Here is a 19,764-nt window from a genome sequence, read left to right as displayed (position 1 = left end):
ACCAACAAGAATGAAATACATCTTCCTCGGCCTGCCACGCCTCTATAAGCAACTGTTAGCTGCCACACTGGATCTGCTATTCCTGCCATTGATGTTCTACTGCGCGCTCGCGCTGCATTTCGACACTTTGCACCCACAGCAGCTGTTGGGTTACGGAGGCTTGGCACTGGCCGCAGCCATGACTGCCATCCCGATATTTGCCATGTGCGGTCTGTACCGCGCCGTGATCCGCTACATCGACCAGCGCATCATTGGCACCGTTATGGTGGGTACCACCCTCTCGGTACTGCTGATGGCGGAAGTTGCACGCCTGCTCCTGAGCACGCAGCTCTCGACCACCATGCTCCTGATTTTCTGGGCGAGCACGGTTCTGTATGTAATGACCAGCCGCTTTATTGCACGCAGCGTATTTATCGGTTCGAAATCCCGATCTCAGCGCAAGCGCGTTGCAATCTACGGCGCAGGCCGGGCTGGCAGCATGCTGGCCGCTGCTTTGCAAAGCAGCCATGAATACGAGCCGGTATTGTTCATCGATGACAATCGCCAACTGCAAAAGACGACCATCGGCGGCATCAAGGTCTACTCGCCTGCCAACATTGGTCGCTTGCATGCTTTGCAGGGCATCGACACCGTATTGATGGCCATGCCATCGCTGTCGCGTCAACGCCAGGCCGAGATCATCGATCAACTGACGGCATTAAAACTCAACGTCAAAGTCACGCCACCAATCGCCAGCATTATTCGCGGCCAGGCCAAAGTGCAAGACGTACGCCAGGTCGACGTGGAAGACTTGCTGGGACGCGAATCGGTCGAACCGAATCCCGACCTGCTGGCTGGCTGCATTACCGGCAAGGCGGTGATGGTCAGCGGCGCCGGCGGTTCCATCGGCTCCGAGCTTTGCCGTCAGATCCTGCGCCTGTCACCTTCTCGCCTGGTCCTGCTGGATATTTCGGAGTTTGCGCTCTATTCCATCGACCAGGAATTGCAGCAGATGTGTGCAGCAAAAGGTCTGCAGGTTGAAATCGTTCCATTCATGGGCTCAGTCCAGGACTACGACAAATGCGTTCGCATCCTGTCCACCTTCAAGATCGACACCGTGTACCACGCAGCTGCATACAAGCACGTGCCGCTGGTCGAATTCAACCCTATTGAAGGCATTCGCAACAACGCGTTTGGCACCTTGAAAATGGCGCGCGCGGCCATGGCGGCCAAGGTGAAGTATTTCGTTCTGGTGTCGACCGACAAGGCTGTACGCCCGACCAATGTGATGGGCGCCACCAAGCGCCTGGCGGAATTAATTCTGCAAGCCTTCGCGCGCCAAGGCGGATCAACTCGTTTCTGCATGGTCCGCTTCGGCAACGTACTTGGCTCTTCCGGCTCCGTGGTTCCGCTGTTCCGCAAACAGATCGCAGCCGGGGGCCCACTCACACTCACCCACCCTGAAATCACACGCTATTTCATGACCATTCCTGAAGCGGCGCAACTGGTGATTCAGGCTGGCTCCATGGGCCAGGGTGGCGACGTTTTCGTATTGGATATGGGCGAGCCTGTCCGCATTGCTGATCTGGCGAAGCGCATGGTTCACCTGAGCGGGAAAGAAGTTAAATCTGCGGCCACTCCGCACGGCACCATTGAAATTGAATACGTGGGCCTGCGCCCTGGCGAGAAGCTGTACGAAGAGCTGCTGATTGGCGGTGATGTCTCCGGCACCAACCATCCGCTGATCATGCGCGCCGAGGAGCACGAAATCGACTGGCGCTTCTTGGAAGTCATGTTGAAACAGCTCGAAGACGCGTGCAACCGCGACGACCAGGAAGCTATCCGCACAATGCTAACCAAGATCGTCAAAGAGTATCGCCCAAGCAGCGAGATTTCCGACTTGATCTGGTGCGGGCGATCAGTTGGGGACGAAGAAGACGAGGCGGAGGAAATGGCCTAAACGATTTATCCCGTTCCAATGCAAACGGCCTGCTCAGTGAGCAGGCCGTTTTTTATCAGGCAGTTGCCTTTTGCAGGATCGAGCGGATCAATTCGATCGCCTGCGCCATCCACGCTGGCGTCAAAGTGGGATGCACAAGGAACATCAGGCTCGTCTCGCCCAGGTCCTTCGCCACCGGCAGCCGTTCGCGCGGTTTACCCGGTTGACCGTCAAAGGCCTTTTCCAGATAAATTTCGCTGCAAGAGCCGCTAAACGCCGGGACGCCCAGAGCACTTAGCTCGGCAATGATGCGGTCGCGGCTCCAGCCGTCGGCCAGATTTTCGGGCCGAACAAAGGCATAGTAGCGATAGTATGCGTGACCAATGTCCTCCGCCGGCAGCGTCAGGCGCAACAGCGGCATGTCCTTCAGACCGGCGGTGAGCGCAGCGGCATGAGTGCAACGACTTGCGGTCCAATTGGACAGCTTGGCCAATTGTCGCAGGCCGATTGCGGCCTGCATTTCCGTCAGGCGCCAGTTGGTACCGAAGGAGTCGGTGAGCCAACGGAAGCCTGGCGGGTGCTCACGACGATACACCGCATCATAGCTGCGGCCGATATCCTTGTAGGCCCAAGCCCTTTCCCAAGCTTCCGTATCGTTAGTGGTCAACATACCGCCTTCGCCACCGGTGGTGATAATCTTGTCCTGGCAGAAGGAAAATGCCGCAGCGTGCCCTAAGCCGCCAACCGGGCGGCCTTTATAGGTCGCGCCATGTGCCTGTGCGCAATCCTCGATCACTTTGAGGCCATGTTCTTCGGCGATGGCCATGATTTCATCCATCTCGCAAGGCCAGCCGCCTAGGTGGACCGCAATAATGGCCTTGGTACGAGGCGTAATGGCAGCCCGAATAGCCGCCGGTGAAATATTCTGCGTCACCGGATCGACATCAACGACAACAGGTACGGCGCCGCGCATTACTGCGCAGCTTGCCGAAGCGATGTAGGTGCGGCTCGGCGTAATCACTTCGTCACCTGCACCAATGCCGAAAGCATGTAAAGCGAGTTCCAACGCCACAGTGCCGTTTGCTACGGCCACCGCGTACTTGGTACCAGCGTGGCGCGCATATTCGCGCTCAAATTCGCGGCACAGGTCACCAGTCCAGTAGTTGACTTTGCCTGACCGCAGGACCGCAGTCACCGCATCTACTTCATCATCTGCGTAGTAAGGCCACGGGGCCGGCGCCGCCAAGCGCTTTTCTGTTTCACTCAATCTAGTTGCTCCTTAAAATTCAGTCCTGAGTTCGGCACATCGGCCGGGCTGGTACGCCCACGACCGTATTGCCATCCGCAACATCCGCGACGACGGCAGCACCAGCGCCCACGCGCACGTGTGTACCGACCTTTATGCCCTGGCGCACCACTGCACCCATTCCGATCCAGCTCATTCCGCCCACTTGCACTCCACCGGCGAGTACCGCCCCCGGTGACAAGTGACAAGCAACGCCAACTTTGCAATCGTGCTCGACCACAGCGGAGGAATTAACGATGACCGCTTCGTCCAGCACAGCATCAATATTTACCACCGCCTGCGCCAGCACGACGACACCATCGCCAAGCTGCGCATCAGGGCTGACCGCAGCAGTCGGGTGAACGATGGCGGGCAGCGCAAAGCCCTGCGCCTGAAGCAACTGCAGTAATTCGGCGCGGAACTTGTTGTCGCCGATACCGAGTGCGGCTTGAGGAAATCGGGCCAACAAGGCGCCAGCATCCGCAAAGCGTCCGATCACAGGCCACCGCCCGATGCTGGCCAGCGCTGGATAACGATCATCGAGAAAGGCGATTTCGTCCCATGCTCCGCTGGCTCTGGCGGCATCGGCCACGACTTTGCCGTGGCCGCCGGCTCCCAGCACCAGCAGTCGCCTTTGATTTACTGTGCTCATCCCGGCTTCCGATTCTCGCTACCGGCAAAACGCGTCATGGTCGCTTCGCCCGCAGCGTTGATGCCGTCTTTGCGCAGGACTTTTCCAACGGTCATCCACAGAATGCGCAGGTCGAGCAAGAACGATTGATTGTCGACATACCAGACGTCGAATTCGAACTTCTGCTCCCAGCTGATGGCGTTACGGCCATTGACCTGGGCCCAGCCAGTCACGCCTGGCCGAACTTGGTGGCGCCGCGCCTGCTCCGGCGAGTACAGCGGCAAATATTCAACCAATAGAGGTCGCGGACCAACCAGGCTCACCTCCCCGCGCAGCACGTTGATCAGGCTGGGCAGTTCATCAATGCTCAATTGCCGCAAACGCTGACCGAATGGCGTCAGGCGCACAGCGTCTGGCAGCAACTGTCCCGATGCGTCACGCTCGTCCGTCATGGTGCGGAACTTCAGCAAGTGAAAGATCTTGCCATTCAGACCCGGCCGCGCCTGGCGGAACAACACAGGTCGGCCGAGTTTCAACGCAACGAGGATTGCGACGACCAACAGTACCGGCGCCAGCAACAGCAGCGCGGTGCCCGCCACGATAATATCCAGTAAGCGTTTCATTTATCCTTCCATCTTCATATTGGCCAACATCGCCTGGTTGACCAAATTTACATCATATTTTTGCTCCGCCATTTCCCTGCTGCGCTGTCCCATGCGGTGCAATTCTTCGGGGTTTTCCAGCAAACGAATCATTGCCGCAGCCAATGCATCGACGTCTGCCACCGGCACCAGCAAGCCGTTATCGCCTTCAACCACAGTCTCCCTACAGCCTGGCGCGTCCGTGGTAATGATGGCACGCCCGACAGCCATCGCTTCCAGCACGGAACGCGGCGTGCCTTCGCGGTACGATGGCAAAACAAAGACGTGGCAGTTGGCCAAGCTCGCGCGCACATCGGACAAGCGGCCATGGAACTGAATCCATCCTTCCTCCTGCCATTGCTTCAGCTCACCTTCGGTAATCGCCGACGGGTTCGAATCGATCCAGCCCACCAGGTTGAAGACAGCGTGTGGATGGGTCTTTTTTACCTCGCGCGCCGCAGCCACATATTCATAGACGCCTTTGTCGCGCATCAGGCGCGCTACCAGCAGGAAATGGACGGAGCCGATTGGCGCCAAAGGCTGCTGCGCAAATTCCTTCAAAGGCACGCCGGAGCCATTGACCAGAGCTGTGCGGTCCGCCTTCACCAGGGCATGCTCGACAAAATAGGCCTTGTCATCGGGGTTCTGGAAAATAACACGCGTAGCACGCGACAGCGCGACGCGGTACATGCTCTCCTGCACCAGCCTCAGCAAATTGAATCCCTTGCCGCTCCCGGCAAAAGCGTGGCCAAGGCCAGTAATCAGCGCCACCCGATTAGGTACACTGGTCAGCTTGGCAGCGAGGGTGCCATAGATCACAGGCTTGATGGTGTAGGCAAGAACGTGTGTCGGTCGGATCTTCTGCATCAGGCGTGCCAATGAATACAAGGTCCAGCTATCCGTCACCGGATTAGTGCCATTCCGGATCATTTTCGTTTCATGGCACACGCATCCCATCCCCAGCAACTGCTCCCTGATTTCCGGCGACGCATAAAGGTTGGGTACTGCGATATGCACAATCGCCCCACGCCGAAGCATTGAGGCGATCAATTCCCCACGGAACTTAATGAGAGAGTCTGCGAAACTGGCGATAACAAGTACAGTCTCTCCCTTCCCAGCTTCCTTTTGGCCGTCGACTCCCATTGCCGCGAGAATGGTCGCGTTCACCTTCACCACGTCAAAATCCGCAACAGCGATCTCGCGACTCGCTTTACCCATCACCGGAATCAGGTCCGGTCGATCGACAAATTTCATCATGGCGTCTGCCAGTGCAATCGGATTACGCACCGGCACCTTAAAGCCATTGACACCGTCAACCACCGTTTCGCGGCAACCCGGCACATCGGTCGTGATGACTGGGCGCCCCATTGCCATAACCTCCTGAGTACTGCGGGGTAAGCCCTCACGATAGGAAGGGAGAACAAATACACTGCTCTTTGCCACCCATTGACGGACATCTGAAACATGACCAGGCCACTCAATCGTGCCCTCGTTAACCCATTGCCTCACTTCATCGACTCCGATCGAGCCGGGATTGGCATCGACATCGCCCAAGATGATGAACCTGGCCGCCACACCTTTGCGTCTGACAATGCGCGCAGCCTCGACAAAGTCGTAAACGCCCTTTTCTTTCAACAACCGGCCGATCAGGATAAAGCTCAATGGCTCGACTACCGGAGGCAACTCAAGGTAATGCTCCAGCGGAAGACCGATACCCTTCAATAGACTTACTTTTTCCGCCTGCACCATGCGCTGCTCAACAAACAATTGTTTGTCGTCAGGGTTTAACATGAACACACGATGTGCAAAACGCAGCGCCGCACGATACATGTTCGTCACCAGGTTTCGCAGCAGGCGGCGCTTCGCCGAGACCACTTCATCGTCGGTAAAGGCGTAACCTGCCCCTTCGATCATTGCGAAGCGCTTCTTTACGCCGGCAAACCGAGCCGCGATCAGACCATAGATTACTGGCTTAATATAGTAGGAGAACGTGGCATCCACACCCAAACGCCGCAGGAGCAGCGCCAGTCGTACGATATCGCCAAAATCGCGCAAAGGATTCATGCCGGCGCGCGACATGGAAAAGTCGACAGGAGTCGCACCCAGCCGCTGCACAGCCGTACGTGTCGCCTCGTCATAATCGGGGGCCAGCGCATACACCTTGATGCCCCGTTGGTGGATGGCAGAAATCAAGGGGCCGCGAAAGTTCACCAGCGACGCAGAGAAGTTGGAAATGAATGCCAGCGTCTTCATGCCACCTGCCTCGCGGCTGCCGTTTCGTAAAAGCGCATATATTTTTCCACGACGTTATTCAATTCGAACAGCCCGCTGATTCGCTGGCGCGCAGTGCGCCCGAGTTCCGCCCTCTTATCCTCAGGCAGAGCCAGCAAGGACTGGATGGCGTTGGCAAATGCCTGATGATCGCTCGGCGGGACCACCATCCCAGCATCTCCAACTACTGCTGCACAATCGCCAACGTCGGTGACTACGCACGGCGTTGCACAAGCCATGGCCTCCCCAACCACATTAGGGAATGCTTCCATGTAGGACGACAGGCAAGCCACATCAAACAGATTGTTCAGGGCAGGGATATCTTTTCGTTCACCGAGCAAGCTGATGACCGTACGCAAGCCAAATTCATCGACCCACTCAACCAATTGCCGGTTATTCCAATCAACGTTGCGGCCGGCCAGCACAAAACGTACAGCTGGATTGGCCGCATGCACCAAACTGGCGGCGGCCAGGAAATTCCTGTGATCCTTTGCCGGATCAAAGCGGGCCACCATGCCGACGACCGGCGCCTGCCCCAACTTCAATTCGACACGCAAAGCCTCGGAACACGCTGGGCTTGGGCCAAACGCGCCGATATCGAAACCATTCGGGATAACTTCCATCGAATGCGACGCGAAGCCATGGCGCTTGTGCGAAGACAAACTCACTTCACTATTGAACATGCATGATTCCGTCCGTTTGGACAGCCAGGCATTGGCCTTAATAACCGCCCGCGTATGACGCTTTTCGCGCGTCAAGTCGTACAGCGTGTGACGAATGCCGAAACACAACGCAGCGCGGCGCAAGGAGAACAGACGCCCCAACCAAGCAAATAGGTTGCCGTGGTACATCCAGCCCTGGATGACGTTGAACCGGCCCTGGCGCATTACCTTGGTGAGGCGCCACAATGCTGTCGTGATGCCTTGCAGCGTATTGATTCGCAAGCTGATCACCGGAATGTCCAGCTTCCTGATCTCGCCACCGAGCGTGCCCTCGTCGATCAGGGAAACAACCACCGGGTCGAAACGCGAGCGGTCAATATTCTGCAGCAGCTTCAAGAGCATGCGCTCGGCCCCGCCGGTCTGCAGCCCAGTGGAAACAAAAAGTATCTTCAACATATTCAGGTCAACCAGTGATCCGCCCATGCATTGAACATGAGTACATTCCAGAGATGGTGTTCCCAGTTGCGCTGGCCGGATTGATGCTCAAGCCACTTCTGACGCACTATTCCGACATGGAAATAGCCGTCGCGCTCAAGGCGCGCTTCGCTCAACAACGCTTCTGCCCATGGTTTCAGAGGGCCGCGCAGCCAGTCGCCGATCGGTACCGCAAATCCCATTTTCGGACGCTCGATCAGCTCTTTCGGCACATAGCGGTACAGCACTTGGCGTAATGGCCACTTGGCCTGGCCATCGCGCACCTTCATCGACTGCGGCAGGCGCCATGCGAACTCCGTCACACGGTGATCCAGCAACGGCACACGGGTTTCCAGCGACACGCCCATCGCCGCACGGTCGACCTTGGTGAGGATGTCATCGGGCAGATAGCTCAGCATATCCCAAGCCATCATGCGCGACATATCGTCGACCTCGCCCAAGGCCGGCAACTGTTCGTCCAGCCAAGCCTGAGGCACTCCGCCACCCAGCACCATGGATGCAGGATCACGCCATAAAGTGAGCAGGTTTCCGTAAAGGTCACTGGCCGAAGCTGACGCCACGAGCGCGGCACCTTTATGGATCTTGTCGCCCCAGTTCTGCTTACGCAGGCGTGCCGGGAGAACTGGACCAGCAATGGAGGCCATCGCATTCCAGGAGTCGACGGGTATTGCACCCAAACCCCGCGCAGCGGCATTACGCAGCGGGCGCGGCGCCATCGCTACACGGCGCCAAATCGATGCAGCTAGCGAATAGCGTTGGTACCCGCAGAACAGCTCATCACCAGCATCGCCGGAGAGCGCCACCGTCACATGCTGGCGTGCCAACTGCGACACCAGGAAAGTGGGGATTTGCGATGAATCGGCAAAAGGCTCGTCATATAGATGCGGCAAGCTTGGAATGACTTCGCGCGCCTTGTCGGACGCGACGTACAGTTCAGTATGCTCGGTGCCCAGATGGCGTGCGACGGCTTTCGCGTGTTCGGCCTCGTTGAATTTCGCTTCGTGGAAGCCAATGGTAAAGGTCTTTACTGGCCGCGTTGCTTGTGCCTGCATCAGCGCAACGACTGTGGACGAATCCACACCGCCAGATAGAAAAGCACCAAGCGGCACGTCAGCCACCATTTGCTGGCGCACTGCGTCCTTCAAGAGCGTATCGAGGGCATCAACCGCCTGTTCCGCGGTCCCCTGGAACTGATCGGCCCGGCCGGCCGAAACTGCACCTACGACCGACCAATATTGCCGCAAGCGTGGCTCTGGGTGTGCTGGCGAGACTTCGAGCAAAGTGCCAGGTAAAAGCTTATAGATGCCCTCATAAATTGAGTATGGCGCCGGGATGTAATTGCTGCGGCAATACAAAGTCAGGGCCGCACGCGACACACGGCCTTCGAACTGTGGATGGGCACGTAATGCTTTGAGTTCCGAGCCGAACAGGAACGCGGCACTGTCGCCCTTACCTTGCCAGCCATAATAGAGCGGCTTCTCGCCGAGACGGTCGCGCCCCAGTGTCAGTACGCGCGATTCCATGTCCCAAACGCCGAAGGCAAACATACCAATCGCTTTGCGAATGGTCGCCTCAATGCCCCAGGCATCAAAGCCCGCAAGCAGCGTTTCAGTATCGGAATGACCGCGCCAAGCCGGAGCCAGGCCCGCCGATTCCAGTTCGGCGCGGATGTCGAGATGGTTGTAAATCTCGCCGTTGTATGCGATCTGATAACGGCCGCTGGCCGAAGGCATCGGCTGATGCCCCGCTGGCGACAAGTCGATGATAGACAGGCGGCGATGGCCCAGGCCTATCGCATGTTGCGGCCCCACCCAAGTACCGAAATCATCCGGTCCGCGAGACTGGATGGCTGCAGCCATTTTTTCCAAAAGAAGCGACGTGGCTGGTTCCGAGCCAGGCTGTCCACCCCTCATAAAACCTACAATACCGCACATCAGCGCGCATCCTCACGATCAGTCGCGCCTGGGCTGGCCCGCAATGCAGAGGCACCAGTAATCGCGAAATACAAGAAAACAACCCACAAAATAGCCGATGTCATTGAGCCTTTCGACATCATTAAAATCAGCAACAGCAACAAAGAATAAACCTTGCGTGGTACCGCTAGGAACAGGAACAGCACCAGCAAAGCAAGTCCGATAAATCCAACAGCGGAAAGAATTACGAACCACAAACCAACGTCCTGAAACACCAACTCGGCGTCGGCATGCAGAAAGTAATCCGAAAACATACCGTAGCCAAACAGGAATCGGCCTGGCGTGAGTCCAGTAAAGTAGAGTTCCAACGCCTGCATCCGGAAGCCAACGCCGGATTCGCCGGCGCCGAGCGCCATTTTTTGGTCGACAATCTCGTAGCCAAGGTAGATTAGTGGCAGCAGGCACAAGCCCACGATGATCAGAGTTGACGGCTTAAATTTTCGCTCGAAAAAAGCCGCAGAAATATAGATCAACGCAAAGACAAAACCGAAGGTCGAGAACGATAGGAAGATCGACGCCAGCACGAAAATCTCCAACGCCTTGTATTGGTTCCGCACTCCCTGGCTTTCGCCTGAACTCTTAAAGAGAAGAAAGAGGATAATGATCCAGGTCGAGTACGTGCCAGGCTCGTTGTACAGACCGGTGGCACGAATAAAGTTCGCGAGCAATGCTGATTCATATGAGCCTCCCAGCGCGCGCTGCGTTTCGCCCGTCAGTGGCTCCAGAAAATCGATCAGGTCTCCTGTTACCAGGAACCATGCCAACTGTCCAAAAAAGACGATCACGTGAATCCAAACAACTTTATGAAGCACCCAATGGAAATCGCGCCCATGCCCTTTGAAAACTACGAATGCGAACATCGTCCACATCACAAAGAACATTGGCAGCAATAGCTTCGATGGCAGCAATAAATTACTACCTGAGATGAGCGCCATCAGCGCACCGCCACCGAACGAATAAATGAAAAATACTATCAAAAGCTGCAGCCGGAGATTGGCAATCGTCACGTACTGGGTGCGGAACAGGCAAATCGCCAGAACCAAGCCAACAACCTGGAAAAGGTAGATGCCCAGGTTGTAAAAATAATGCGAGCCCAGCGAGAAGAGGAAAACGGACAAGAATAGCCACCATCGCGTGCCGCGATTGCTTGCCCGATCCGATGTCAGTTTATCTGCGTACATAGCCTAAGAAAACGCAATTGCCCCGGGAGCGCCCCGGTAGCACAGTCAATTATGAAATGAAGGTGAGTCAGCATCCTGCGCCGCCCCACGTCGCTTCAACCAGCTCAGGCCATGCGTTCGGCACTGGAAAAAGTTCAGGGCAAACAAAATACCAACATAAACAATGGCCGATGCCATTACTTTACCAAGCACCATCGCAATCGAATTCCATTCACGGCCAATCATCAGGCACGGAATGATTCCGACAGTCGCCGTGAGCACCTTGTAGCTCTCCGGATGCAATGCCAGCATCGCGATCTCCCCGCGCGCAAACCATAGGCTGCACACTACGGCAATAGAAAATGCAATCAATGTCGAATAAGCGGCACCCATTACTCCCCATGCTGGAATCAGCACGATGTTCAGGACGACGTTTACTGCTGCGGCGAGTATGACACTCCACAATTGATACTTCGGTGTTTTCTGAAGGAGGAATGGATAGTCGATGTAATACGTGCGAATATTAGCCATCAAAGTCGCCACCGCAATCACAGGAATTACCTTGGCCGCACTGGCGGAAAAAGACGGCCCCATCAGTAACGTGGCAATTTCAGGTCCGAGCATTGCCAACCCCAGCGTCGCAGGCAGGGAGATCGCAAAGAAGAAGAGGCCGTTCAACTGCACCTGTTTCTTGGCCGCGTCCTTCCCACTCTTGGTAAATGCAGCGATTGCGAGGGGAAACGCGGCCAAATGGACGATCGCCATCAGCACACCGAGAGTTTGGCTTGCCAAGTCATAGGCGGGCGCATAAATACCCACGGCTGCCATACCCATGAAATGCTTAAGAAATATCCGGTCTGAGGCATCGATGACAAACACCAATGCCGCCGTCGCGCCGAAGGGAATACCGTATGCAGCCCACTGGCGCACCAAGGATTTCTCGCAGAGATCAGGTTTTACCCCCGCCCAATACCTCCAACCTAAAACGGTTGGAAACACCAAGGCCAGGAAGAGGGCCAGCAACGCGCCCATCACACCTGCGCCTTGTTTAATCAGGAAATATCCCAGCAACAACGCAATGATCGCCTTAGCGGTAGTCATTACGCTGTAAAGGCCCGGACTCAGCTTGATGTTGGAAATTCGGATATTGAGCTCAAACCAGCCTTGGCCCATGCTCAACAGCAGTGCCATCAACAAAAGCTTGTGGTCAATTCCAAAGTCCCAGTGCAAGACGACCAGCGCACCAATGCCGCAAACCACTACGGAAAGTAGGATAAAGCTGACTAAAGCCGTGGAAAAAAATGCGCGAGCGCGGTCAACAAATTCAGGATAAAACCGCGCGATACTGATCGCCAGCCACTGAAAGCAGACTATGTTCAATAGTCCCATCAGGGTTATCGCCAAGGCGTAGCTCCCATACTGTTCCGGCGTTAAGACGCGCGTGAACAGTGCGAGCGTAATCATCGCTGTGGCGGCGGGCGTTATTCTGCCCAACAAATAAATCAGGCCATGACGAATCAGCATGCGAGATATTCCAATGCGTCACTTCGCGCTAAATTTCAGGTGCTTCCTCAGCTCGCTCCAACGGGTAGCCGAACCAGCACCCTCGTTTTCACGGCGACGGGATTCACGCAGCAGGACGAAACCAGCAGCGACGAAGAACGCTAAGGCCGTCGACACTGCAACGATCAGCGCACGCAAAGGCTTGGCTTTTCTCTCAGGTACTTGAGCGGCGTCCAGTACCTGGATAATCGAAGCATCTTTGGCTTCGTCCAATCGGGCGACTTCGTATTGCTTCGCAAGCAGTTCGTATAACATTTGGTGGTACTTGACGTCTCGTACCAGCTTGATGTTTTCCAGGCCTGCTGGGTTCGAGGCAGCAGCATTGTCTTCCGCCCCATCACCGCCTGCCCGCAAACGGTTAAATTGTTGGCGCAAACTCGCCAACTCTTGTTGGACTTTCTTGTATTCGTTGTTGTTTGCAGTGACGAAGGCCTGCATAGAACCCAGCTGAATCTCCTTGGCTGCGATTTGAGCACGCAGACGACTTGCAGTTTCCACAACTGCACGGCTGTCGGCATCTACGCTGATAACGCCATGCGCATCCAGGCCGGCCCGAAGTGCATTTTCAGCATTTGCAAGGTTGTCCTTGGTTGCCGTCAACTGGCGTTCGAAGAAAAGACGGCGCTGCGAAGCTTCCGTTACTGCAAGGACCTTGGTCAGCCGCAGGAGTTCATCAGCGTAGCTGTTTGCCATTGCCGCAGCACGCTTGGGATCAGTATCTTCCACTTCGACGTTGATCAGATTATCTTTGCCGGATGCGATGGAAGTGTTTTCCTCAAGTTTCTTGCGCGTTTTTTCGAGGAACTCTTCGTCGTAAACCGCTTTCAGGTCATATTTGCTGATGATCCGGTCCATAACACTGCGGCTCTTCAGCATGCCAATATAGAGGTCGTTCGGATTCTTCACGCCAGCAGCACTTGCAGCCGCGCCTGCGACGCCTCCCAATTGAGCCAACAATGCCGCGGCACCTGACTGTGCCTGCTGCGGCGGCAAAATCTTGGTGTTTGCTTTATATTCATTTGGCATCAGCAAACTGCCAACTGCCGCAATGACTGCAACTACAAGCGGAATCGTAAGCAAAGTACGCTTATTCTTGGCCAGGATGATGGCCACGTCCATCAGGTCCAGCTCCCGCTTTTGACCTTCGTTTTCTTGTGTTACGCGATTAATTGGTTCCATAGCTCAAAATATTGTCGCGAGAATTAATTCGATTGATCGCATGGCACCACGCTCAGGGAAGCGTAGTACGGAGTCGTCGCATCGAGGCCCATTGCTACGTCATGGGTTGGCAAATAGCCCAGCAGATCCGAAATCTTGGCAATATCCGCCTGAGAGTGGCGAACATCACCGGCACGGAATGCGCGATACGCAACGTGAGCATCCGCTGCTTGTGGGTAGGCGCGCGCTACGCGTTCACGAATTAGGCTAAACAGCTCATTGAGCGTCAAACGCCCCCCCACTGCAACGTTGTAAACCTGATTAACCGCGGTATCGTCCAACGTAGTTGCAGAGAGGATATTGGCCTGCATCACATTCTGGATAAAGCAGAAATCGCGGCTGGTTTCCCCGTCACCATTGATAAAGATTTGCTCGCCGCGAATCATCGCGTCGTACCATTTGGGGATCACGGCAGCATAGGCACCTTCCGGATCCTGACGTGGACCAAATACGTTAAAGTAACGCAGGCCAATCGAAGCCAAACCATAGCAGCGACCAAATACATCGGCATAAAGCTCATTGACATACTTGGTCACTGCGTATGGTGACAAAGGCTTGCCGATAACATCTTCAACTTTAGGCAGGCCTGGATGGTCGCCATAAGTAGAACTTGAAGCTGCATACACAAATCGCTTGACGCCTGCGTCACGACTAGCCAGCAGCATATTCAGGAAGCCAGACACGTTGGCGTCATTGGTACGAACAGGATCCTGCAACGAGCGCGGCACACTACCCAATGCTGCTTGGTGCAGGACGAAGTCAACGCCTTCTACTGCGCGATTGCATGCGGCGATATCACAGATGTCACCTTCATGGAAACGGAAGCGCGCCCATTGATCCTCAGTCACCAGCTTACGGACCGCGTCCAAATTGTGTCGATGACCAGTAGCGAAGTTGTCCAACCCGACGACTTTTTGGTCCAGCTTCAGCAACGCTTCCAGCAGATTCGAGCCAATGAAGCCAGCCACACCAGTTACTAGCCAAACCTTGGGTTCGGCACGCAATTTGGCCTTTACCGATTCAAACGCTGACATTAAAGTCTCCACAGTTCAATGCCAGCTTCGGCAAACTGTTCACGCTCACAGACGCCTTTGACATCTAGCACCAGTGGCTTGGCGCCCAGGAGCTTGCGATATTGCGATGCATCCCAGCCAGCATATTCTTTGTGCGCTACTGCCACGATTACAGCGTTCGCCGGTTGCAGGTCGTTGGTTGCGGTCAGTTCAATGCCGTATTCGTGCTGCGCTTCTGCAGGATCGGCTTCGCAGTCGCTCACTTGCACGCGTACGCCGAACGATTGCAGTTCGCGGATCACGTCGATGACCTTGGAGTTGCGCAGGTCAGGACAGTTTTCTTTAAACGTCAGACCTAATACGGTAACCACCGATTCAGCAACATGATGACCGGAACGAATCAGCTCTTTGACCGCCTGCTGCGCAATATACGCACCCATGCCGTCATTGATGCGACGCCCCGCCAGGATCACCTGCGAGTGATAACCCAGCTTTTCCGCTTTGTGTGTCAGATAGTAAGGGTCAACGCCGATGCAATGGCCGCCCACCAGACCCGGTTTGAACTTGAGGAAGTTCCATTTGGTACCGGCTGCTTCCAGAACGTCATTAGTATCAATTCCAAGGCGCTCGAAAATCAGCGAAAGTTCGTTCATCAATGCGATGTTCAGGTCGCGCTGGGTATTCTCGATTACCTTCGCGGCCTCTGCGACCTTGATGGTGGCGGCACGGTATACGCCAGCCGTCACCACCGAGGCATACACCTCTGCAACCACTTCCAGCGTCGCAGCATCTTGACCCGATACCACTTTCTGAATCTTGGTGAAGGTGTGTTCCTTGTCACCCGGATTAATCCGCTCAGGGCTGTAGCCAACGGTAAAGTCGGACCCACAACGCAGGCCAGACACGCGCTCCAGAATTGGCACGCAAACGTCCTCGGTCACGCCAGGATAAACCGTCGATTCAAAGACAACGATGTCCCCGCGCTTAAGTGCGCGGCCAACGGTTTCAGACGCGCGCTCTACTGGCGTCAGGTCGGGTTGGTGCGCGTCGTCCACTGGCGTCGGTACAGCGACGATGTGGAAGTCCGCCTGCGACAGTTCGGCGGTGTCGGAGGTGTACAGAATTTCCGCTGCACGCAATTGGTCGGACTCGACTTCATTTGTACGATCATGGCCTTCGCGCAATTCGCTCAGGCGCTGTTCGTTGATATCGAAACCGATTGTTTGGGCCTTCATGCCGAAGGCCACAGCGACCGGCAAGCCTACATAGCCCAGGCCGACCACAGAGATTTTACGTTGATGCATATTTCTTATTTCAGAGTTTTGATTGCTGCGGCGCCGAGGCCCAAGTTGGCGAGAATCTGCGACCATTCACGCAGACCGACAGTGAAGCGGGACCATGCAGTTTCCTTATCCAGTTTCTCAGGCACGACAATGCTGTCGCCCGGCATGACTTCCATTCCGCCAACGCCGCGCGAGTACCAGCTGGTGCCGCTGTTGGCCGCAACCGAACCATCGACACGAATGACGAAGATATTGTCGGTATCAGCCTCGGCGTTCACGCCCGCCTTGTTCAGGTAATCGTTGACGGTCATACCCTGGCGCCACAGAGCCGACGATTCAGCATTGACAGCGCCGAACACGTGCACGAAGTCAGGTCGAGCTGGGATTACCAGGCGGTCGCCATTCTCCAGCTTTAGCTTCGGAAGGTGGTTAAGCGAACGTTCATCTTGCGACAGGCCGAAGGCGATTCGGCCGCTCGGCTTCATCTGGCGGAAGCGGGAAATCGTTTCGCGCGCCATTTGCATGTCGGCCTGGCGACGTGCTTCGGCAATCTGCGCATCCGCAGCGGAGTTGCCGCGCACATTGGCCAGCAGGCGCGATTGCTCGGAGCGCAACTGCGATTCCAGACGGTTTGCAGCTTTTTCCTGATTTGCTTCCTGTTCCTTACGAACTTGCTCGCGATAGAAAGCAGTGCCGAATGCATAGGCATTCGAAGTTGGGCCGCCCGCGCGAGCGATCAAGGCTTGCAGGTCTTCCCCGGCGCCCATTTGATACACGCCCGGCACCTTCACTTCGCCTTCGATCCGTACGAAGACGCGGCGTTTATCGACTGGCACAGCCATATCACGCTGCGAGAAGATCGTCACGGTGTCACCCGGCTGCAGTTCCACGTTGTCTGGACCGCCTGGGTTATCGAACATGCGGCCCAGGTTGAACGGAATCAGGTTAACGCTCAGGTCTTCGCGGTTAACGCGCTCGATCACGGCGTAATCCCAGTTGATTTCATCCATCAGGTCGCCAATGCGAGACGCAACCGACGCATCTTCGCCGTCTCCCTCATGCGTACCAAAGCGATCATTGCCCGTGAGGCCCAAAGCGCTGTTCTGACGTTGTAGAGCCGTGCGGCGATCCTGCGGATTATCAAGTTGGTCGCTGCCACCATTTACGACGGCATTCTGACGCTGAACAAATTTACGGGTCATCAGATACTGACGCGTTGGAATCAAATCGCTGACATGCATGCCAGGAGTGAACGGCGCACGCACCGACTGGTCAACGTTGCCACGCAAAACCACGGCGTTCGAGAAGTCCTGCTTGATGGCGACGACATTCAACACGTCACCATTCTTCAGTTGGCGCGCCAGCCCTTCGCCCTGCAGGGCAAACTGGTCAACGCTGCGCGGCTGGTTCTTGCCAGGTTCCACTCGCTCCAGATAGGCACGACGCGGGTCAGCTACGACTGGCAAGCCGCCGGCAAAGTCCAGCATCGACTGCACGGTGTCGCCACCATTGCGCAATTCATAAATTGCTGGCGAATTGACCTTGCCGGTCAATGCAACGAAGCCCGCTGCTGCCGGGATGTAGATCGTATCGCCATCGCGCAGCTTAATGTCGGCGGAACGGTCGCCTTTAGCGATGAAGTCATACAGGTCAAGGGTTGCCGCAACTTTGCCGCCACGCTTAACTTCGACTCGACGCATACTACCGTTGGCGTTAGGGCCTCCGCTGGCGAACAAGGCCGTCACCAGAGTCGACAGGCTCGATACCGTATAAGTGCCCGGACGGTTTGCCTGACCAACTACATATACCGTAATGGCGCGCAGTTGGCCGAAGTTTACGCTGAGGTTAACACCTTTATACAGCCTGCTGACTGCCTGCTGCACCACACCTTCGGCATCACCGGCCTTTACTCCGCCCAGAACCACAGGCCCAATTGTAGGGACGGTCACCAGACCGTTTCGGTCAATGGTGGCACGGTAGTCGACGTCGATAGTGCCCCAGCCGCGAATCAACACCTCATCGCCAGGACCCAGGGTGTATTCGGCCGGCACCGGCGTATTTTGCACGGGGGCGAAGGTCGAAGGAGCATTGCTAAAGAACTCGGAGCCAAATACCGGCAGTGGTTTGCCCAGGTTTTCGGTTACGAATTTCTGGAATTCGCTTGGCGCCCGAGGCTGCCCCATATTGTTACTCACAACGACTTGCTGCTGCTGTACGTCACGTGTAAGCGTCGATTGGGCTCGCGAAGTATTCGTATCAGTGTAGTTCGATAACGTATTGTTAATACGGGTGCGCGACTGCGTCATGCCTTGCGGTGCGCCAGGGATGTCGCCAACGCTCACAGGCGCCTGGTCAATGCTGGAACGCGGGTCCGGCATATCGTTTTTATTGATGGAGTCCTGAGCAAACGCAAGGCTGCTCGCGGCCAGGCTCAGGGCCAAGGTGGAACGAATGATTGGGCGCATGTGGGATCTGGTTCGAAGAAAAACTCAGGCGAAACTAGCGGTAAGGCGCTTGCCATCCGGAATCACGCCGTGGAAATATTACATTATAACATTAACCACTCAGCCATTTACCGCATCAGGGTTACTCGTAGGTACTTCTGCTGGAACTGGCTTTGGCCGTCCAAACTGGTGCACTGCCTGCTCGATGGCGCCAAAAATCGATTTACCTTCCGAATCGAGCATTTCGATCTTGATCGTGTCGCCGAATGACATGAAAGACGTCGTCGCTTTGCCATCGGCAATCATTTCCAGGCAGCGCTTTTCAGCGATGCAGGAATAGCCCTTCTTCGCATCTTTGTTGGATACGGTGCCGGAGCCAACGATCGTCCCGGCCCGGGCGTTGCGGGTTTTCACCAGGTGCGAAATCAGCTGTGCAAAGTTGAACACCATGTCGACGCCGGCATTCGGCTGCCCGACCAGTTTGCCGTTCCAGGTGGAGCGCAGTGGCAGGTGGACTTTGGCATCCTTCCACGCCTCCCCCAGCTCATCAGGGGTAACAGCGACCGGCGAGAAGCTGCTGGCCGGTTTTGACTGGAAGAAGCCGAAGCCTTTCGCCAGCTCTTCTGGAATAAGGTTGCGCAGGGAAACGTCGTTGACCAGCATCAGCAAGCGGATTTGCTGGAAGGCCTGGTCAGGCGTGGCGCCCATTGGCACATCGTCGGTAATGACGGCGATTTCCGACTCAAAGTCGATGCCCCACTCCTCGTGTTTCAGCTCGATATCGTCGCATGGGCCGATGAAATCATCGCTGCCGCCCTGGTACATCAGCGGATCTTCCCAAAACGAGGCTGGCATTTCAGCATTCCGCGCCTTGCGTACCAGCTCGACGTGATTCACGTAGGCGGAGCCGTCTGCCCACTGGTAGGCGCGGGGCAGTGGGGCCATGCAGTCTTTCGGCTCGAAGTCGAAGCTGCGGCGGGCCTTGCCATCGTTCAGTTGGCGGTAGACCTCTTCGAGCTGGGGAGAGATGAAAGACCAGTCGTCCAGGGCGCGCTGCAGGCTGCGGGCGATGCCGTCGGCGACCACGGCGGTCTTCAAGTCACGGGAAACGACGATCAGTTGGCCGTCGCGGGTACCGTCTTTCAGGGTGGCTAGCTTCATGGATTGCTATTGATTCGGTAGAGATAATCAATTTTACCTCCTTGGT

General features: G+C 56.0%; 14 protein-coding genes. 1 reads left to right on the top strand and 13 read right to left on the bottom strand.

Annotation, left to right across the window (positions count from 1 at the left end):
• The first annotated feature begins 10 nt into the window (after positions 1-10).
• Positions 11-1,939 (top strand): polysaccharide biosynthesis protein, encoded by a 1,929-nt coding sequence (locus tag AC1RTP_RS00160; RefSeq protein WP_498603919.1) that lies wholly within the window; start codon positions 11-13, stop codon positions 1,937-1,939.
• A gap of 55 nt (positions 1,940-1,994) precedes the next feature.
• Here the strand turns inward: AC1RTP_RS00160 and AC1RTP_RS00155 are convergent, their stop codons facing one another.
• The 13 genes from AC1RTP_RS00155 to AC1RTP_RS00095 all read right to left on the bottom strand — a co-directional run bounded on the left by AC1RTP_RS00155 (position 1,995) and on the right by AC1RTP_RS00095 (position 19,718).
• A complete protein-coding gene (locus AC1RTP_RS00155) occupies positions 1,995-3,185 on the bottom strand; it encodes a DegT/DnrJ/EryC1/StrS family aminotransferase (protein ID WP_498603918.1) in 1,191 nt (396 codons plus the stop codon).
• Between the two features lie 19 nt (positions 3,186-3,204).
• Positions 3,205-3,855 (bottom strand): acetyltransferase, encoded by a 651-nt coding sequence (locus AC1RTP_RS00150; protein ID WP_498603917.1) that lies wholly within the window; start codon positions 3,853-3,855, stop codon positions 3,205-3,207.
• Entirely contained in the window at positions 3,852-4,457 is a 606-nt protein-coding gene (locus AC1RTP_RS00145) for a sugar transferase (protein ID WP_498603916.1), read from the bottom strand. The genes AC1RTP_RS00150 and AC1RTP_RS00145 overlap by 4 nt, the downstream gene beginning before the upstream one ends.
• Positions 4,458-6,728 (bottom strand): glycosyltransferase family 4 protein, encoded by a 2,271-nt coding sequence (locus tag AC1RTP_RS00140; RefSeq protein ID WP_498603915.1) that lies wholly within the window; start codon positions 6,726-6,728, stop codon positions 4,458-4,460. It abuts the gene before it with no gap.
• A complete protein-coding gene (locus AC1RTP_RS00135) occupies positions 6,725-7,864 on the bottom strand; it encodes a glycosyltransferase (RefSeq protein ID WP_498603914.1) in 1,140 nt (379 codons plus the stop codon). The genes AC1RTP_RS00140 and AC1RTP_RS00135 overlap by 4 nt, the downstream gene beginning before the upstream one ends.
• A 2-nt stretch (positions 7,865-7,866) precedes the next feature.
• Complete coding sequence (gene asnB, locus AC1RTP_RS00130; RefSeq protein WP_498603912.1) at positions 7,867-9,837, bottom strand: asparagine synthase (glutamine-hydrolyzing); 1,971 nt, start codon at positions 9,835-9,837, stop codon at positions 7,867-7,869.
• Positions 9,837-10,994 carry a hypothetical protein gene (locus tag AC1RTP_RS00125; RefSeq protein ID WP_498603911.1) on the bottom strand — a complete coding sequence of 386 codons (1,158 nt, stop codon included), beginning with the start codon at positions 10,992-10,994 and terminating at the stop codon, positions 9,837-9,839. Before AC1RTP_RS00125 ends, asnB begins: the two co-directional genes overlap by 1 nt.
• A 108-nt stretch (positions 10,995-11,102) precedes the next feature.
• Positions 11,103-12,560: an oligosaccharide flippase family protein gene (locus AC1RTP_RS00120; protein WP_498603909.1), complete on the bottom strand. Its 1,458-nt coding sequence runs from the start codon at positions 12,558-12,560 to the stop codon at positions 11,103-11,105.
• Between the two features lie 18 nt (positions 12,561-12,578).
• On the bottom strand, positions 12,579-13,778 hold the full coding sequence (locus tag AC1RTP_RS00115; protein ID WP_498603908.1) for a GumC family protein: 1,200 nt from the start codon (positions 13,776-13,778) through the stop codon (positions 12,579-12,581).
• Between the two features lie 23 nt (positions 13,779-13,801).
• Entirely contained in the window at positions 13,802-14,851 is a 1,050-nt protein-coding gene (locus AC1RTP_RS00110; protein WP_498603907.1) for an NAD-dependent epimerase/dehydratase family protein, read from the bottom strand.
• Complete coding sequence (locus tag AC1RTP_RS00105) at positions 14,851-16,134, bottom strand: nucleotide sugar dehydrogenase (protein ID WP_498603906.1); 1,284 nt, start codon at positions 16,132-16,134, stop codon at positions 14,851-14,853. The genes AC1RTP_RS00110 and AC1RTP_RS00105 overlap by 1 nt, the downstream gene beginning before the upstream one ends.
• A 5-nt stretch (positions 16,135-16,139) precedes the next feature.
• Positions 16,140-18,578 carry an SLBB domain-containing protein gene (locus tag AC1RTP_RS00100; RefSeq protein ID WP_498603905.1) on the bottom strand — a complete coding sequence of 813 codons (2,439 nt, stop codon included), beginning with the start codon at positions 18,576-18,578 and terminating at the stop codon, positions 16,140-16,142.
• Positions 18,579-18,677: 99 nt separating this feature from the next.
• A complete protein-coding gene (locus tag AC1RTP_RS00095; protein ID WP_498603904.1) occupies positions 18,678-19,718 on the bottom strand; it encodes a fumarylacetoacetate hydrolase family protein in 1,041 nt (346 codons plus the stop codon).
• Positions 19,719-19,764 lie beyond the last annotated feature (46 nt).

It is taken from the genome of Pseudoduganella sp. GW821-FHT11H04 (genome assembly GCF_058807935.1).
This window is presented reverse-complemented; position numbering and strand designations above follow the sequence as displayed.

What these genes read in the sequence shown, in the direction of transcription:
- AC1RTP_RS00160 (WP_498603919.1), top strand. Translation starts at nt 11, where the DNA reads ATGAAATACATCTTCCTCGGCCTGCCACGCCTCTATAAGCAACTGTTA.
- AC1RTP_RS00150 (WP_498603917.1), bottom strand. Translation starts at nt 3,855, where the DNA reads ATGAGCACAGTAAATCAAAGGCGACTGCTGGTGCTGGGAGCCGGCGGC.
- AC1RTP_RS00145 (WP_498603916.1), bottom strand. Translation starts at nt 4,457, where the DNA reads ATGAAACGCTTACTGGATATTATCGTGGCGGGCACCGCGCTGCTGTTG.
- AC1RTP_RS00140 (WP_498603915.1), bottom strand. Translation starts at nt 6,728, where the DNA reads ATGAAGACGCTGGCATTCATTTCCAACTTCTCTGCGTCGCTGGTGAAC.
- AC1RTP_RS00135 (WP_498603914.1), bottom strand. Translation starts at nt 7,864, where the DNA reads ATGTTGAAGATACTTTTTGTTTCCACTGGGCTGCAGACCGGCGGGGCC.
- asnB (WP_498603912.1), bottom strand. Translation starts at nt 9,837, where the DNA reads ATGTGCGGTATTGTAGGTTTTATGAGGGGTGGACAGCCTGGCTCGGAA.
- AC1RTP_RS00120 (WP_498603909.1), bottom strand. Translation starts at nt 12,560, where the DNA reads ATGCTGATTCGTCATGGCCTGATTTATTTGTTGGGCAGAATAACGCCC.
- AC1RTP_RS00115 (WP_498603908.1), bottom strand. Translation starts at nt 13,778, where the DNA reads ATGGAACCAATTAATCGCGTAACACAAGAAAACGAAGGTCAAAAGCGG.
- AC1RTP_RS00110 (WP_498603907.1), bottom strand. Translation starts at nt 14,851, where the DNA reads ATGTCAGCGTTTGAATCGGTAAAGGCCAAATTGCGTGCCGAACCCAAG.
- AC1RTP_RS00105 (WP_498603906.1), bottom strand. Translation starts at nt 16,134, where the DNA reads ATGCATCAACGTAAAATCTCTGTGGTCGGCCTGGGCTATGTAGGCTTG.
- AC1RTP_RS00100 (WP_498603905.1), bottom strand. Translation starts at nt 18,578, where the DNA reads ATGCGCCCAATCATTCGTTCCACCTTGGCCCTGAGCCTGGCCGCGAGC.
- AC1RTP_RS00095 (WP_498603904.1), bottom strand. Translation starts at nt 19,718, where the DNA reads ATGAAGCTAGCCACCCTGAAAGACGGTACCCGCGACGGCCAACTGATC.